The following is a 16,277-nucleotide window of genomic DNA, read 5'->3' on the forward strand; positions in this document are numbered from 1 at the left end:
ATGACAACAACAGCAACCCGCCAACAACCTTTTACATTAGTGAATGTGCCGGAAATGCGCCGGGTTAAACAGATTCACTTTATTGGTATCGGCGGTGCCGGTATGGCGGGCATTGCCGAAGTTCTGCTTAATCAGGGCTACAGTATCTCAGGCTCGGATATCGCCGCGAACAACAACACCCGGCGCCTGCAAAAGTTAGGCGCCCGGGTTATGTTTGGCCATCAGTCGCAACACATTGAAGCGGCCAGTGTGGTGGTGGTGTCCAGCGCTATTGATGCCGAAAATGTAGAGTTACTGGCGGCTCAGGAACTGCGCCTGCCGGTGGTCCGGCGCGCGGAAATGCTGGCCGAGCTGATGCGCTTTCGGCATGGCATCGCAGTGGCCGGCACGCACGGGAAAACCACGACAACATCATTATTGGCCAGTATTTTTGCAGAGGCCGGACTGGACCCGACCTTTGTTATTGGCGGCTTACTCAATTCAGCTGGTTCTAATGCCCGGCTAGGCAGCAGTAAATACCTTATTGCTGAGGCCGACGAGAGTGATGCCTCATTTTTACATTTGCAGCCGATGGTGGCCGTGGTCACCAATATTGAAGCCGATCATATGGACACTTATGGCGGCGATTTTAATAAGCTGCTGGATACTTATCTGGAGTTTCTACACAACTTGCCGTTTTACGGGTTGGCAGTGATGTGTATTGATGACCCGGTAGTGGCTGAGTTGATTGCCCGGGTCGGGCGGCAGGCGATTACCTATGGATTTAGTGAAAACGCGGACGTGCGCGCCGTCGATTATCAGCAAACCGGCGGTCAGAGCCGCTTTACCGTTTTACGCGACGGGCATCAGCCGCTGCAGATCGTACTGAACCTGCCCGGCCGGCATAATGTGCTCAATGCGCTGGCTGCGGTTGCTGTTGCAACTGACGAAGGCCTCAGTGACAGTGCCTTACAGCGCGCTTTGAATACCTTTGAAGGAATTGGTCGACGGTTTCAGCATTACGGCGAGTTTACGGTTAAAGGCTGGCCGCGGGAGTCTGCCGGTAAAGGTTCTGTCATGCTGGTTGATGATTACGGTCATCATCCGTCCGAAGTACAGGCTACCATTGATGCAGCCCGCGCCGGCTGGCCGGACAAACGGCTGGTGATGGCGTTTCAGCCACACCGGTTTTCGCGTACCCGCGACCTTTATGAAGACTTTGTTAATGTTTTATCGCAAGTGGATACCCTGTTACTGCTGGAAGTTTATGCGGCCGGTGAAATCCCGGTTACAGGTGCAGACAGTCGTGCTCTGAGCCGTTCGATTCGGCAACGCGGACAGGTAGACCCGGTCTATGTCAGCTCGCCGGAGGAGTTGCTGGAGGTTATTGGCGACATCCTGGCACCGAATGATTTGTTACTGACACAGGGCGCCGGCAATATCGGAACTCTGGCACAGCAACTGTTGCAGGACGTATTTGAGGGCGGGAAGACAGATGCAGAATAAAGAATACGGGAAAGTTGCGGTTATGATGGGCGGTCACTCGGCGGAACGCGAAGTCTCGCTGCGTTCCGGCGCTGCCGTGCTTAAGGCCTTAACCGGTCTGGGTATTGAGGCCCACAGCTTTGATCCTGCCCGGCAGCCTTTGCAGCAGTTAATCAGTGAACATTTTCAGCGGGTATTCATTGCTTTACATGGTCGCGGCGGCGAAGACGGCAGTGTGCAGGGTGCATTAGAAACACTGCAGATCCCCTACACCGGCAGCGGTATTTTGGGTTGTGCGCTGGCAATGGATAAAGTTCGCAGTAAACAAATTTGGCAGGCACTGTCGTTGCCGCTAGCAGAAAGCTTTGCCGTTTCGGCCCGTCAGGTGCAGCAACTGGACTATCAGCGTTTACTACAGGACCTTGGCGGCCGCGTTATTGTTAAGCCAGCCAGTGAAGGCTCGTCGATTGGAATGAGTGTCGCGAATAGCGCGGCACAGCTTGAGCAGGCGTTAACCGCGGCCTTTCAGTATGATCAGCAGGTACTGGTTGAACGCTGGATCGTGGGCCGCGAATATACGGTGGCTATTGTTGCCGGGCAGGCCTTGCCGGTCATTCGGCTGCAGACCAGCCACGAGTTTTATGATTTTGCAGCAAAATACCAGGCCAGTGATACCCAGTATCACTGCCCGGCCGGTTTATCCGCGGCCGCTGAACAGCAGCTGCAGACACTGGCATTGCAGGCCTTCGAGGCTTTGGGTTGCCGTGGTTGGGGGCGGGTGGACGTGATGCGCGATGAACAGGACAACTGGTATTTGTTAGAAGCGAACGCAGTACCTGGAATGACCGAAAAAAGTCTGGTGCCGATGGCGGCGCGCGCGCAGGGCGACGAATTTGCGGTACTGGTTGAAAAAATACTGGCACAGACGCTGGAGCCGTAATGAGCAGGCAGCCAAGTCAGCCGTCGCTCAGACGCTGGAATTTTTGGCTCGGCCTGGGCGTCTGTTTGCTGACACTGGGCGCTTTTATCACGGGCATCGTGCAGCTTACGCAAGTACTGAAAGATGAGCAGCAGGTGCCGCTGGCGCGGTTAAATGTAGAGGGTGAGTTACGGCAGTTGACGCCGGCTGAGATCCGCCGGGCATTAACGGCAAAGCCACTGGGCAGCTTTTTTACTGCCGATGTTAATCAGCTGAGACAGCGGGTGGAGCAGCTACCCTGGGTAGCCAAAGCTTCCGTCCGCAAAGTCTGGCCGAATCGGCTGGCAGTACATGTTACCGAACGAAAACCGCTGGCCTACTGGAATAGCGATCGGTTAGTGACAGCGCAGGGCGAGGTTTTTCGGGCTGAGGTAAACTCACAGCAGCTGAGCCAGGCGTTACCGCATCTGTCGGGGCCGGAAACCGCGGTTGATGCAACCTTGCAGCAATTTAACCAGTTGCAGCAAATGTTGCAGGTAAACGGAATGCAGTTAAACGCGCTGAGCTTAAGCGAACGTTTTGCCGTCAGTGCGGTGCTTGACAGTGGTATCGAATTAAAACTGGGACGGGAGGCAGCCCTGCAACGAATAAAACGCTTTATTGACTTGTTGCCAACAATAGAACAGCACGAGAACAGTCAGCAACAGACAATACAACAGGTTGATTTACGCTACGACACGGGCGCCGCAGTCAAATGGCAGACGCCACAGGATAAAGAGAGCTGAGTGAATATGTCGAAAACAACAGAACGTGAAATGGTGGTCGGTCTCGATATTGGCACCAGTAAAGTAACGGCATTGATAGGTGAATTGCTGCCCGATGACGAAATCAGCGTGGTCGGGGTTGGCGTTACCACAGCCCGGGGAATGGATAAAGGCGGTGTTAATGACCTGAATCTGGTGGTGCAGTCAATTCAGCGTGCGGTAGATGAAGCAGAGTTAATGGCTGACTGCCGCGTCGCCTCGGTGTTTTTGAATATATCGGGGCGGCACATCGCCTGTCAGAACGAAAGCGGGATGGTGCCGGTTAATGATGCTGAAGTGACCCAGGACGACGTTGATAATGTCATTCACGCTGCCCGCTCAGTGCCTATTGCAAAGGAGCGGCGCATCCTGCACGTATTGCCGCAGGAATACGTGATCGACTCGCAGGAGAGTATTCGCAGCCCCATCGGTATGTCTGGTGTGCGGATGGAATCTAAGGTCCATATCATTACCTGTGCTAATGATATGGCAAAAAACATCATTAAAGCGGTAGAGCGCTGCGGCCTGACCATAGATTCGTTGATATTTTCAGCGCTGGCCTCCAGCATCTCAGTACTGACCGAAGATGAGAAGGACCTGGGCGTAGCATTGGTCGATATGGGTGGCGGCACTATTGATATCTGTATTTATACCGGTGGCGTATTGCGCTACACGGCGGTAATACCCGCCGCGGGTAATCAGGTCACCAGTGATATTGCGAAAATTTTCAGAACACCGACCAATCACGCTGAGCAAATAAAAACCGAGCATGCCTGCGCACTGCGGCAAATGGTCAGTATGGAAGATACCATCGAAGTGCCTTCGGTTGGCGGCCGGCCGGCAAGAATGATGTCGCGGCATACGTTGGCCGAAGTTGTTGAGCCGCGTTACCAGGAACTGTTTGAGCTGGTTCGTGATCAGATCCAGCAAAGTGGCCTCGATGAACAGATAGCGGCGGGTGTCGTTATCACTGGCGGCAGTGCCAAAATGCAGGGTTGCGTTGAGTTTGCCGAAGAGATTTTTCAGATGCCGGTACGCATTGGCAAACCGCTTAATGTGAAAGGTTTAAAGGATTATGTTGAGGATCCGGTTTATGCTACCGCTGTTGGCCTGTTACGCTATGGGCAGGAAAGTACTGCAGCGGTGCAAAAAGAGAGTACAAAAACCGATGTTGTCGGACTTTGGCAAAAAGTCCAGAACTGGTTTAAAGGTGAGTTTTAACGCTGGGGTAGCACAATAATAAAAGCAGGTAGGGAGAAATATTATGTTTGAACTGATGGACAATTATGAAAGTGAAGCCGTCATAAAAGTGATCGGTGTCGGTGGTGGAGGCGGTAACGCTGTCCAGCACATGGTGAAAGAGTCGATCGAAGGCGTGCAGTTTATAGCGGCCAATACAGACGCACAGGCGCTGCGTAACCATACCGCTGATGTCACTATTCAGTTAGGCGGTGATATTACCAAAGGGCTGGGCGCGGGCGCCAACCCGGAAGTCGGCCGGCAGTCAGCGGAAGAAGATCGTGAAGCACTTAAAGCACAGCTGGAAGGCGCTGATATGGTCTTTATCGCCGCTGGTATGGGTGGCGGCACTGGCACCGGTGCAGCGCCGGTGGTTGCTGAAGTGGCTAAAGAACTGAATATCCTGACCGTGGCGGTAGTCACTAAGCCGTTTCCGTTTGAGGGTAAAAAGCGTATGGCGGTTGCCGATGACGGCATTAATGCGCTGGCGCAAAGCGTCGACTCATTGATCACCATCCCTAACGAAAAGCTGTTAAAGGTCATGGGTAAGGGTACGTCCCTGCTGGACGCCTTTAGCGCAGCAAATAATGTATTGCTGGGCGCCGTACAGGGTATTGCTGAACTGATTACCCGGCCAGGCTTAATCAACGTCGACTTTGCGGACGTACGTGCGGTAATGAAAGAGATGGGTACCGCGATGATGGGAACCGGCGTTGCCAGTGGCGAAGACCGTGCCCAGGAAGCAGCAGAAATGGCGATTAACAGTCCATTGCTGGAAGATATCGATCTTTCCGGCGCCCGCGGCGTATTGGTTAATGTCACAGCCGGTATGGATATGAGCATCGACGAATTCGAAACCGTTGGTAATACCGTTAAGGCCTTTGCCTCGGATAATGCCACGGTAATCGTTGGTACCGTTATTGATACGGAAATGTCTGACGAACTGCGGGTGACCGTAGTGGCGACCGGCATTGGCGCCGAGCGTAAGCCAGATATCTCCCTGGTTAACAATAATCAGCCAGCGAAGCGGGAACCCCAGCACAGTTACCGCAGCGACATGGATCGTAGTGCAGCAGCGCCGCGTTACGAGGAATCTGAAGAGCTGCAGCCAGAAGGCCAGACCGAAGCGGCCCGCAAGCAAGCGCCGAAAAAACAGCAGGATAATGAGCTCGATTATCTCGACATTCCTGCGTTTCTGCGTAAGCAGGTGGACTAGCGGTTGAAATTTGAGCAGAATTTGCGTCGGCCATGACAAATGTCGTATACTATGCGGCTAAGTTGATTGAGGGGGCTTATTGATGGTAAGGCAACGTACACTAAAACAAGCGATATCAGCGACAGGTGTCGGTCTGCACAAAGGAAACAAAGTTAATCTGACTTTGCGTCCGGCAGCCGCGAACACCGGGCTTATATTTCGCCGTGTCGACCTGCAGCCGGCCGTAGATATTCCGGCGCGCGCTGATTGGGTGCGGGATACGCAGTTATGTACCTGTCTCATCAATGAGCAAAATGTGCGGGTTTCGACCGTAGAGCATTTATTAGCAGCACTGGCTGGTGTCGGCGTCGATAATTGTATTATCGAAGTCGACTCCCACGAAATACCGATTATGGATGGTAGTTCGCACCCGTTTATCTACCTGCTTCAGAGTGCGGGCATTGAAGAACAGTCAGCAGCGAAAAAGTTCATTCGGATAAAACAGCCGATTCGGGTTGAAGAAGAAGATGGTAAATGGGCGGAACTGCTACCCCACAATGGTTTCCGCATTGATTTCGCCATCGACTTTGATCACCCGGCTATTGCCGAAACCGGTCAGACGGTATCAATGGAGTTTAGCAGTAACGGCTTCATTAAGGATATTAGCCGTGCCCGTACCTTTGGTTTTATGAAAGACATTGAGTACCTGCGTAAGAACAACCTCGCTTTAGGGGGAAGTTTTGACAATGCGGTGGTGCTTGATGAGTTTCGTATTTTAAACAGTGACGGCCTGCGTTATGACGATGAATTCGTCAAACATAAAATGCTGGATGCTATCGGTGATCTGTACATGTGTGGTCACAGCATTCTCGGCCACCTGCGTGCATTTAAATCTGGCCATGCCCTGAACAATCAGTTGTTACAGGCATTGCTGGCGCAGCAGGAGGCCTGGGAATTTGTCAGCTTTGACGAGGTTCAGGCCGAGTCTCCTATCACCTACTGGGCACCCAGCCTGGCTTGATTAAGGGTAGCCGGCAGCGTCGGCTACCATATCTTTTCCGCAATCTTTAATAGCTCTGAACGCAAAGGCTCCTGACTGTTTTCTGCCAGCTGTAAAATTCGCTGTCGGCGCGTCAAAGTTTCAGCAGGGCCACCGCGGGCGCCATCTTCGCCCGGCTTTATCTGAATCTCCAGGCAGTTAACCGCAATCATCGCATCTTGTTGGAAATGCGTTATAATAGCGTTTTGCTGTAATTTGAGCTGGGTTGCCCAGCCGGCCGCGTCAGTACGTACAATAAGCTTTTCATCGCGCACGTTAAGTAACTGGCAATGATCTGCCAGCGGACTGCCGACAATGTGCCGAAACAACTGTTGCCATTGCTTCAGTTCGGCGGCAAACTGTGCGTAGCGCTGCAGAGTTTGCGTCTGCGGCTGAACCCGGCTACGCATCCATTGTTGTGGTGTTTTGGGCTTATTGTTCATGGGTCACCGATTATCCATAGGACACTGCCAAGCTGCTCATTAACGAGATATTGCATGAGTTTATCAGTCTTTTACCGAGGCTCAAAAATACGTTTTCAGTTTCGCCTGACACGGCGCCGGTTATTGTCGCTAACTGGTCTCGCCGCTTTGTTGGGTCTGGCTGCGTGGCAGCCCTGGCAGTACCAGGGGATAGAGCCGGCAGTAGCGGCAGAAAAAATAACTGCCGAGCGGCTTAAGCTGGCGGCACAGCAAGCTGCGGTAAAAGAATTGCGGCAGGACACTGAAAAAAAATTAGGCGCGATGACTCTTTATCTAGGCCAGTTGCGGGCTCAGGTGCGGCGCTTAGATGCACTGGGTGAGCGGCTGGTCGCCAAAGCCAGGCTGGACAACGGTGAGTTTGACTTTGACAGCGCAGCGCCCCTTGGCGGTCCTGAAACAAGCGCTGTTGCCGAGCTTCCGCGGGTCGATGGTGATGATGTACTGGCTGAGATTGATCAGTTGCTGAATGAGCTCGGCGATAAACAAAAACAACTGTCGCTACTTGAATCTGTGATGATGAATCACAATGTCTCTAGTTCAAGCTTCGTGGCAGGACGTCCGATAACCAGTGGTTGGCTGTCATCTCAGTTTGGAGTACGCAAGGATCCCTTTAATGGGGTACCGGCGATGCATAAAGGGCTTGATTTTGCCAGTTATGCGGATGACGTAAAAGTGATTGCGACCGGCGCGGGCGTGGTCACTTGGGCTGGCGAACGTTATGGCTATGGCCAGCTAGTCGAAATTGATCATGGTGGTGGTTTAAAAACCCGCTATGGCCATAATCAGCAGCTGCTGGTTGAGGTAGGAGACGTGGTAACCAGGGGCCAGTCGATTGCAGAGATGGGCAGTACCGGCCGCTCAACCGGCCCTCATGTGCATTATGAGGTGCTGCGCAATGGTCAGGCCATCGACCCTAATCAGTTTGTATACAGAAAAATAGATAATTAATTATCGCGTCAACACGTGAGCGTACCTGAGGAGCTTTGGTATCGCTTTTGTTGTTCATAACGTAAAACAGGAAATCCCTTTCTCATGTTAGGCAGTTTGTTTCAAAAAGTATTTGGTAGCCGTAACGATCGTATTCTTAAAGGGCTAAATAAAAAAGTTGCGAAAATTAACCAGTTAGAGCCTGAATTCGAAGCGCTTTCGGATGCCGAGCTAAAAGACAAAACGGCTGAATTCCGGCGCCGCCTTAACGACGGTGAAACCTTACAGGACTTGTTGATTGAAGCCTTTGCAACCGTGCGCGAAGCCAGCAGGCGGGTGTTCGGCATGCGTCACTTTGACGTGCAGCTGGTCGGTGGCATGGTACTGGATGAAAACCGCATTGCCGAGATGAAAACCGGTGAGGGTAAGACCCTAACCGCCACTCTGCCGGCTTACCTTAATGCCCTGGCCGGCAAAGGCGTTCATATTATTACGGTGAACGATTACCTGGCTAAGCGTGATGCTGAGTTTAACCAGCCGTTGTTTGATTTTTTAGGTATGTCCGTTGCCTTTAATATTCCGGGACTACCCGCGCAGGAGAAAAAAGCAGCTTACCAGGCAGATATCACTTACGGCACCAATAACGAGTTTGGCTTTGATTATCTGCGCGATAACATGGCCTTTGCTCCTGAGGACCGGGTGCAGCGTGATCTGTATTATGCCCTGGTCGACGAAGTCGATTCGATCTTAATTGACGAAGCGCGTACCCCCTTAATCATTTCGGGCCCTGCCGAAGACAGCTCCGAAATGTATACCAAAATGAACGAGCTGGTGCCATTGCTTACGCGCCAGGAAAAAGAAGATACCGAAGAAGAAAAAGGTGACGGCGACTACACCATTGATGAAAAAGCCAAACAGCTGCATCTGACCGAGCACGGCCAGGAACATATTGAAGCCCTGCTCAAAGAGCGCGGCATGCTGAACGAAGACGATTCACTGTACTCAGCCGCCAATATTACCCTGCTGCACCACATTAATGCCGCTTTACGCGCCCATCATTTGTTCCAGAAAGATGTCGATTACATCGTTAAAGACGGAAAAATCGTTATTGTCGATGAGCATACCGGCCGTACTATGGAAGGTCGTCGCTGGTCAGAAGGTCTGCATCAGGCGGTAGAAGCAAAAGAAGGGGTCGAGATTCAAAACGAAAACCAGACCCTGGCTTCTATTACCTTCCAGAATTACTTCCGTTTATACGACAAACTAGCGGGCATGACCGGTACCGCAGATACTGAAGCTTTCGAATTTCAGTCAATTTACGGCCTGGAAACGGTAGTTATCCCGACTAACCGGCCGATGGTACGCCATGACGGCGCCGATCTGATTTACCTGACCGCTCAGGAAAAGTTTGAAGCCATTGCCGAAGACATCGCCGCCTGCCGAAAGAAAGGGCAGCCAGTACTGGTTGGTACAGTTTCTATTGAAAATTCAGAACTGCTGTCAAAGCTGTTAAAGAATAAAAAGATCCCTCACGCGGTACTGAACGCCAAGTTCCATGCTCAGGAGGCCGATATCATCGCTCAGGCCGGGCGCCCGGGAGTAGTGACGATTGCCACCAATATGGCAGGCCGGGGTACGGATATCGTGCTCGGTGGCAGCTGGATGGCTGAAGTTGAAAAGCTCGAGCAGCCGGATAACGATAAAATCGAAAGCATAAAACAGGAATGGCAGAAGCTGCATGATGAAGTCATTGCCGCAGGTGGTCTGCATATTATTGGTACCGAGCGCCATGAATCGCGCCGTATTGATAACCAGTTAAGAGGCCGCTCAGGCCGCCAGGGTGATCCAGGCTCATCGCGTTTTTATCTGTCGCTGGATGATCCGCTGATGCGAATTTTTGCCTCCGAAAGGATGGCATCCATGATGAAGCGGCTGGGTATGAAAGAGGGCGAAGCCATAGAACACCCTTGGGTAACCCGGGCAATTGAAAACGCTCAGCGTAAAGTTGAAGGCCGCAACTTTGACGTCCGGAAACAACTACTGGAATACGACGATGTAGCCAATGACCAGCGTCGGGTAGTGTACGAACAGCGCAATGAATTACTTGATGAGGGTGATATTTCTGACACCATTAAGGTAATTCGTGAGGACGTTGTCAATGCTGTTATCAGTGAGTACGTGCCGCCACAGTCACTGGCTGAATTATGGGATTTAGCGTCACTTGAAGAGCGCTTGCGCGCCGACTTTGATATCGAACTGGAACTACAAAAGGCGCTGGAAGAGGACGAGAGCTTCCATGAAGAAGTGTTGCGCGAGCGTGTTCTGGACTCATTAACCGAGGCTTATCAGCAAAAAGAAGAGCTGGTCGGTGCAGAAACTTTGCGCCGCTTCGAAAAATCCATCATGTTGCAAAGCCTTGATCAGCACTGGAAAGAGCACCTGGCGGCAATGGATCATCTGCGTCAGGGTATTCACTTACGGGGTTACGCGCAGAAAAATCCGAAACAGGAATATAAGCGTGAAGCATTTGAATTATTCAGCGACATGCTGGAGAACCTGAAGCTAGATGTTGTTACTATTTTAAGCCGGGTAAAAGTACGAGCGCCGGAAGACGTCGACGCGGTGGATCAGCAGCGCAAGGCAGCTGATAATGTTCCGCGCGAGTTTAAGCATGAGCAGGCCAGTGCAACTCAGCAGCCTGAGCAGGCAGCCAGCCAGGCTACCCCTGCGCCGGCGCAACGGGGAACAAAAGTGGGACGTAATGATCCCTGCCCCTGTGGCTCAGGCAAGAAGTACAAACAATGTCATGGCAAATTGTAAAAAGATAACGGTATTATGAACGAAGAACCCAGTAATACCCCAACCGTTCATGTAGCGGTTGGGGTTATCGAAAATGATCAGGGCGAGGTGTTTATTGCCCGCCGCAAGCCCACTCAACACCAGGGCGATAAGTGGGAATTTCCCGGTGGAAAAGTTGAAGCCGATGAGTCAGTGCAGCAGGCCCTGGCCCGCGAGTTAAAGGAAGAATGCAATATCGAGGTAATGGATTGCGCGCCTTTGACGGTGGTTGAGCACCAATACGAAGATAAGCGGGTACTGTTAGATGTCTGGTGGGTGCTGCAGTATCGCGGTGATGTGGCCCAGTTACAAGGGCAGCAATGGCTCTGGGCTGACATTGCACAGCTTGATGCTTTTCAGTTTCCTGATGCCAATCAGCCCATCGTCGAGCGGTTAATGGATACCCTTAATAACTACTGACGGTAGTCACCGTCAGCATCATAGTCATCGTCATTGCCTGACGGTTGACTTGCCACTACAGTAGGTTGACCGGGGATGGCTTTTTCCTCGTTAGCCCACTCGCCTAAATCAATCAGTTTACAGCGCTCACTGCAAAACGGTCGGTAAGGGGATTGTTCGGCTGACCAGACTACGTTGGTCTGGCATGTGGGGCAATTAACAGTATGAGACATAGTAGAGCCTTTAAATTTTGCAGACAAAGTTCGGTTAAAGCAGCGGGCAACGCGCAATAGCAGCAGTGATGTCATCGCTGCTGGCATCGGATTGCTGGTCATCCTCGCCGGGTAACGTCATAAAACGCAAGGTAAATCGCTGGCGGTGGCCACTGATAACAGGATAACAGGCATTTTCAACGGCCACTTGAATGCGTATCAGCGACAATGGCTCACAGCTTTCCTGCCAGAAACCACCTTTAGCCACAATGGAAGTAAAGTCGCCTTGCTGACGGGTTAGCTGCAGTTGCAGCGCAATCGCATCGATCAGGGGCTGCAGGCTATGGTACCAGATGTGGCATTGTTGCCAGGCTTGTTCCGGCGAATGACTTAACCACAATTGCAGTTGCGGCAGTTCAAATAATCCACACAGGCCCGGTTGCACCAGGCGGGTACGGATGCTGGCTAAAAATCGGTCATCTTTCAGGTGGCGCAGCTGTTTCGGCAGATGTTGCAGGCCGTCATGAGCTTCACTGACCGAGTGCAGTGCTGCCTGTAGGGTGTCCTGGTCAATTTGCGGATGTTTTTCCCACTGCTTAATAAAGTTTTTTTGCTGGATTAAATCTTTGCTCAACTCAGCACGAATGTCACTGCGCTCGATGAGCTCCTGACTGGCGAATAAGGCATTAAAAAAGCTTTCATGATCGTGCCCCAGGGTCGAGCGCAACTGATTAAAACTGTGTTCTAACCTTAAATAGGTACGAAAACGTTCTTGCAGAGGGTATTCGTAAACAATAGGGGCTTGCACTTCGCTCGACATTCAGACTCTCAATAGCAGACTATGAGCTTATGATAACGCAATGTACACGGGGTGCAATGCTGATTAGCCAGAATCCTCACTAGCGGCTGCTTGCCGATAGAGCGTATCAAGGCCGTCAAGCTGCTGTTGCAGATGTTTTAGTGAACCATCGTTAAGCACTACATCATCCGCGCGGGCAAGCCGCTGCCGGCGTTCCATCTGTGCCGCCATAATTGCTTCAACCAGATGTGCTTCACTGTTGTCCCGTTTGACGGTACGTTCAACCTGCAGCGGCTCCGGTACATCAACTACCAGTACCCGCTGACAGTAGCTATCAAGGCCATTTTCCAGCAGCAAGGGGGCAACCAGCAAAGTGTATACCGACTGACTCTGAGCCAGTTGCTGCAAAATTGCGCTGCGGATTGCAGGATGCAGGAGTTGATTCAACCAGTTTTTTTCACTGTCATCGCTAAACACTTTTTGCCGCAGAGCCTGACGGTTTAGGCTGCCGTCGGAATGTATCACCTGCTTGCCGAAGCGACTGACAATTTTCGCTAAACAGGGGCTGTCCGGTGCTACCACCTGACGCGCAATTACATCCGCATCCACCACATCGATACCTTGCCCGGCCAGGTAGTCAGAGGCAGCGGTTTTACCGCTGCCGATACCTCCGGTCAGCCCAACCACATAGTTTGCCATAGGCTACAGCCCCAACCATTGCCAGTAAGCGTGTAACAACTCGTCACCAGAGAAGTAACTGATTAGTCCGCCGCCAATTAAAAAAGGACCGAACGGGATGGGTTCCGAGCGTCCTTTCCGAACCAGTGCGATGACACCAACCAACACTCCGACAACCGAGCTGGCCAGTACGGTAACCGGTAACAGAGTAGCGCCGGTAAAGGCACCGATAGCTGCCAGCAACTTAAAGTCTCCATAACCTAAGCCGTCTTTGCCGGTCGCCAGCTTAAACAGCCAAAACACCGACCACAGACTGAGGTAGCCAATGGCTGCACCAAGGATGGCCTGCCCGGGACTGATGCCGGACGTTGGGTTCAGGGACCAGAGCAGGCCCAGCCATAACAGGCTGTAGGTAAGTTGATCCGGCAACAGTTGGTGCTGAATATCAATAACAATCATGCAAACCAACAGGCTGACGGCCAGCAACAGCACAGCCCAGGCCAGTGAAAGCCCCAACTGCCATGCGGCCAGGCCCAGGATCACCGTCATCGCCAGCTCCACCAGCCAGTAGGTCAGTGGAATCGTTTGCCGGCAGTGGCGACATTTACCGGCCAGCATTAAGTAACTTAGCAAAGGGATGTTGTCGTACCAGGCGATCGCTGCCTGGCATTGCGGGCAGTGAGAAGCCGGAAAAGCAATATTGTAGCGTTCCTTTTGGGTGACTGGCTGACCGTTTAACTCGGCACACTCGTACTGCCACTGCAGTTGTAATTGCCGCGGCAGACGCACAATCACAACGTTTAAAAAGCTGCCGATGGTTGCCCCCAGTAATAGCCCGATGACGAGGGCAGGCCAGCTACCAGCCTGGTAAAAAAGGTCCATGCATTGCTCCAGCGTTAAGCACCTATGACAGGTGTTGTCCGAGGTTAAAAATGGGTAAATACATCGCCACTAACAGGGTGCCTATAATGCCCCCTAAAATTAACATCAGCAAGGGCTCTGCCAGCTTTAGCCACTGTTCTGATGCCTGCTGCAGTTGGTGTGCTAAGTCAGTGGCCAGATTATGCATCATTTCAGCTATCAGCCCGCTTTGCTCGCCAGTTTTTAAATAAGCCAGTAGCAAAGGTTGTCGTAAACCCGCCTGAGCGAAGGCTGCTGACCAGCTCTCGCCCGCATTAATGGCTAGTTGTACACGGTTAAGCTCGGTTTTTGTAGGCTGCCAGGGGCTGGTCCGGGCCACCTGCTGTAATGCAGTTACCGCAGGCATGCCAGACGATAACAGCAGGCTAAGAGGCAAAAACAATTGCTGCAAGCGGGCCAGGCGGACCAGCTTACCAATGCCGGGCAGGCGCAGCAGCCATTTCTGGCAGAGCCCCGGCGCGAGACGGCGTATACCGGCTAGTGTGAAGCTGCTGATAACCAGGATAATAACCAGCCAGATTCCGTATTCGTCCACCCGGCGACTGGCTGATAACAATGAGCGGGTCAGGGCGGGTAGCTGTTGCTCCGTGAATAATGAGGCAAATTGGGGCAAAACCCAGATAAGGAGAATGAGCGTAACAGCTACACTCACTGCTAATACCAATAAAGGATACTGAATGATTTTGCGCAGTTGCCGACGTTGATTGTCGGCGTACTGAAACTCCGTCACCAGATTCTCCAGGATCTTTGCCAGCTGACCGCTTTGCTCGGCCAGATCGAGCCAGCTGGTTAAGGCAGCGGGTAACTGCCAGCGAAGCTGCCGTAGACCACTGCTCATGGTCCGGCCTTCGGCAATGGCCTGCTGCATGGCCTGTAGACAGTCAGTTACCGGTCCCTGTTTATATTGTGACTGAACGATGCCGAGCGCCGAGTTTAACGGCAGCCCACTGCGCAGCAATATCGCCAATTGTTGCAGCGCCCTGAATAATAGCCTTTGCCGGCGGCGTCCCATCGTTCTGCGCTTCATGTACGGTTAAATACCAGCCGCCGGGCCTGGTGGACACTTGTCAGCCCCCGTTTGACTAACTGTTGTCCATGCTGCTGCAGTGTCGGCAGATGCAGATTGGCCAGATGGGAGCTGATACTGTCAGGCGCCAATTTTTGTTCTAAAAGCCGGTGTTGCCAGGGGATCACTTCAAAGGCGGCTAACTGGCCGAGGTAGCCCTGGTCGCATTGCCGGCATCCTGTACCCGTGCAATCCGGGCAGAGCTTACGTAGTAAACGCTGACTGACTAGCAGCAACAAAGCGGTACTAATCTCGTCATAAGGCAGACCCAGGGCTGCCAGCCGGGTCAGGCTGTCGACAGCACTGTTAGTATGCAGTGTGGCGAAAACCAGATGACCGGTCTGGGCGGCTTGCAAAGCTACCTGCGCTGTTTCGGCATCACGAATTTCGCCAACCAGCAGTACATCAGGATCCTGGCGCAGCAGCGTGCGCAGAATAACGGCAAAGGATAGCTGGCGATGGGGGTTAACGGGTACCTGATTAATACCCGGAAAGCGAATTTCAACGGGATCTTCTACCGTACAGATATTCAGGCTGCGGTGATTCAGGCGTTGCAGCATAGAGTACAGCGTTGATGTTTTGCCGCTGCCCGTTGGTCCGGTAACCAGAATTAGCCCCTGCGTTTGCCCTAAACAGCGGGTTATACACTGCAGTTGTTCATGTGCCAGGCCTAACTGCGACAGCGATGGCAATTGCTGCAGAGTTCCCAGGCAACGGATAACCAGCTTTTCACCATCCAGTACCGGACAGCAACTGACCCGGAAGTCGCGGCTGTGCCTAGCGTCACAGGTAACCGAGAAGCGCCCGTCCTGGGGTTTAAAATGCTCAGTAATGTCGAGGTCCGCCAGCACTTTCACGCGTGCGCACAATTGCCGGCCCTGATCACGGCTGAGATGCTGCGCCGTCAGTAACTGTCCGGCAACGCGTAAGCGAATTTTCAAGCCTTCAGGCTGCGGTTCCAGATGAATGTCCGATGCCTGCTGTTGCAGACTGTAAACTAATAACTGCTGTAGCCAGTCGCTGGCGTCTGAACCCGGTGCCGGCAAAGGCAGCCGGCTGACAGTCTGTAACTGCAACAGGGTGAGGGGAGCATTGCTTAGCTGCTGCCACAGGAAATCTATCGATTCGCTAGCCAGTGCCGGTGCTTCTGCCAGTGCCACTAAGGCCAGCTGCGGATCGTGATGCACTAAACACACAGAACTTATCGGTAAACCCAGCCGCTCAGCCAGCTGTTTTTCAATCGCTAAGGTCTGCCGGGGCAGGTCGACACAACTGCCGTTGCCAAACATGGCTGTT

16 protein-coding genes are annotated in these 16,277 nt (G+C 52.5%); 9 read left to right on the forward strand and 7 right to left on the reverse strand.

Annotation, left to right across the window (positions count from 1 at the left end; all coding sequences use genetic code 11):
- The 6 genes from murC to lpxC all read left to right on the forward strand — a co-directional run bounded on the left by murC (position 1) and on the right by lpxC (position 6,641).
- Positions 1-1,485: a UDP-N-acetylmuramate--L-alanine ligase gene (gene murC, locus LG288_RS01835; RefSeq protein ID WP_404401451.1), complete on the forward strand. Its 1,485-nt coding sequence runs from the start codon at positions 1-3 to the stop codon at positions 1,483-1,485.
- Positions 1,475-2,404 (forward strand): D-alanine--D-alanine ligase, encoded by a 930-nt coding sequence (locus LG288_RS01840; protein WP_404401453.1) that lies wholly within the window; start codon positions 1,475-1,477, stop codon positions 2,402-2,404. Before murC ends, LG288_RS01840 begins: the two co-directional genes overlap by 11 nt.
- A complete protein-coding gene (locus tag LG288_RS01845; protein WP_404401455.1) occupies positions 2,404-3,168 on the forward strand; it encodes a cell division protein FtsQ/DivIB in 765 nt (254 codons plus the stop codon). Before LG288_RS01840 ends, LG288_RS01845 begins: the two co-directional genes overlap by 1 nt.
- A 6-nt stretch (positions 3,169-3,174) precedes the next feature.
- Positions 3,175-4,407 (forward strand): cell division protein FtsA, encoded by a 1,233-nt coding sequence (gene ftsA / locus LG288_RS01850; protein ID WP_404401457.1) that lies wholly within the window; start codon positions 3,175-3,177, stop codon positions 4,405-4,407.
- Positions 4,408-4,450: 43 nt separating this feature from the next.
- On the forward strand, positions 4,451-5,641 hold the full coding sequence (gene ftsZ, locus LG288_RS01855; protein WP_404401459.1) for a cell division protein FtsZ: 1,191 nt from the start codon (positions 4,451-4,453) through the stop codon (positions 5,639-5,641).
- Between the two features lie 82 nt (positions 5,642-5,723).
- A complete protein-coding gene (lpxC, locus tag LG288_RS01860; RefSeq protein ID WP_404401461.1) occupies positions 5,724-6,641 on the forward strand; it encodes a UDP-3-O-acyl-N-acetylglucosamine deacetylase in 918 nt (305 codons plus the stop codon).
- Positions 6,642-6,664: 23 nt separating this feature from the next.
- Here lpxC and LG288_RS01865 read toward each other — a convergent pair whose 3' ends face one another.
- Entirely contained in the window at positions 6,665-7,102 is a 438-nt protein-coding gene (locus LG288_RS01865) for a DciA family protein (protein ID WP_404401463.1), read from the reverse strand.
- Positions 7,103-7,156: 54 nt separating this feature from the next.
- Here LG288_RS01865 and LG288_RS01870 point away from each other — a divergent pair, with 54 nt between their 5' ends.
- From LG288_RS01870 to mutT, 3 genes are all read left to right on the forward strand, one after another.
- Positions 7,157-8,089, forward strand: a complete 933-nt coding sequence (locus LG288_RS01870; RefSeq protein ID WP_404401465.1) for a M23 family metallopeptidase — start codon at positions 7,157-7,159, stop codon at positions 8,087-8,089.
- Between the two features lie 84 nt (positions 8,090-8,173).
- Positions 8,174-10,888: a preprotein translocase subunit SecA gene (gene secA, locus LG288_RS01875; protein WP_404401467.1), complete on the forward strand. Its 2,715-nt coding sequence runs from the start codon at positions 8,174-8,176 to the stop codon at positions 10,886-10,888.
- Positions 10,889-10,903: 15 nt separating this feature from the next.
- Entirely contained in the window at positions 10,904-11,326 is a 423-nt protein-coding gene (mutT, locus tag LG288_RS01880; RefSeq protein WP_404401469.1) for an 8-oxo-dGTP diphosphatase MutT, read from the forward strand.
- Here mutT and yacG read toward each other — a convergent pair.
- From yacG to LG288_RS01910, 6 genes are all read right to left on the reverse strand, one after another.
- The gene (gene yacG / locus LG288_RS01885) at positions 11,320-11,538 is read right to left on the reverse strand and encodes a DNA gyrase inhibitor YacG (RefSeq protein WP_404401471.1); all 219 of its coding nucleotides are present in this window, start codon (positions 11,536-11,538) and stop codon (positions 11,320-11,322) included. The genes mutT and yacG overlap by 7 nt on opposite strands.
- A 34-nt stretch (positions 11,539-11,572) precedes the next feature.
- Positions 11,573-12,337, reverse strand: a complete 765-nt coding sequence (locus LG288_RS01890) for a cell division protein ZapD (RefSeq protein ID WP_404401473.1) — start codon at positions 12,335-12,337, stop codon at positions 11,573-11,575.
- A gap of 63 nt (positions 12,338-12,400) precedes the next feature.
- Positions 12,401-13,015, reverse strand: a complete 615-nt coding sequence (gene coaE / locus LG288_RS01895; protein WP_404401475.1) for a dephospho-CoA kinase — start codon at positions 13,013-13,015, stop codon at positions 12,401-12,403.
- A gap of 3 nt (positions 13,016-13,018) precedes the next feature.
- Positions 13,019-13,876: a prepilin peptidase gene (locus tag LG288_RS01900; RefSeq protein ID WP_404401477.1), complete on the reverse strand. Its 858-nt coding sequence runs from the start codon at positions 13,874-13,876 to the stop codon at positions 13,019-13,021.
- Between the two features lie 22 nt (positions 13,877-13,898).
- Complete coding sequence (locus tag LG288_RS01905) at positions 13,899-14,942, reverse strand: type II secretion system F family protein (protein WP_404401479.1); 1,044 nt, start codon at positions 14,940-14,942, stop codon at positions 13,899-13,901.
- A complete protein-coding gene (locus LG288_RS01910) occupies positions 14,939-16,270 on the reverse strand; it encodes an ATPase, T2SS/T4P/T4SS family (RefSeq protein ID WP_404401482.1) in 1,332 nt (443 codons plus the stop codon). The genes LG288_RS01905 and LG288_RS01910 overlap by 4 nt, the downstream gene beginning before the upstream one ends.
- Between the last annotated feature and the right edge of the window lie 7 nt (positions 16,271-16,277).

The sequence above is a fragment of the Idiomarina seosinensis genome (assembly GCF_044797955.1).
In the GTDB taxonomy this organism is placed as follows: Bacteria; Pseudomonadota; Gammaproteobacteria; order Enterobacterales; family Alteromonadaceae; genus Idiomarina; species Idiomarina seosinensis_A.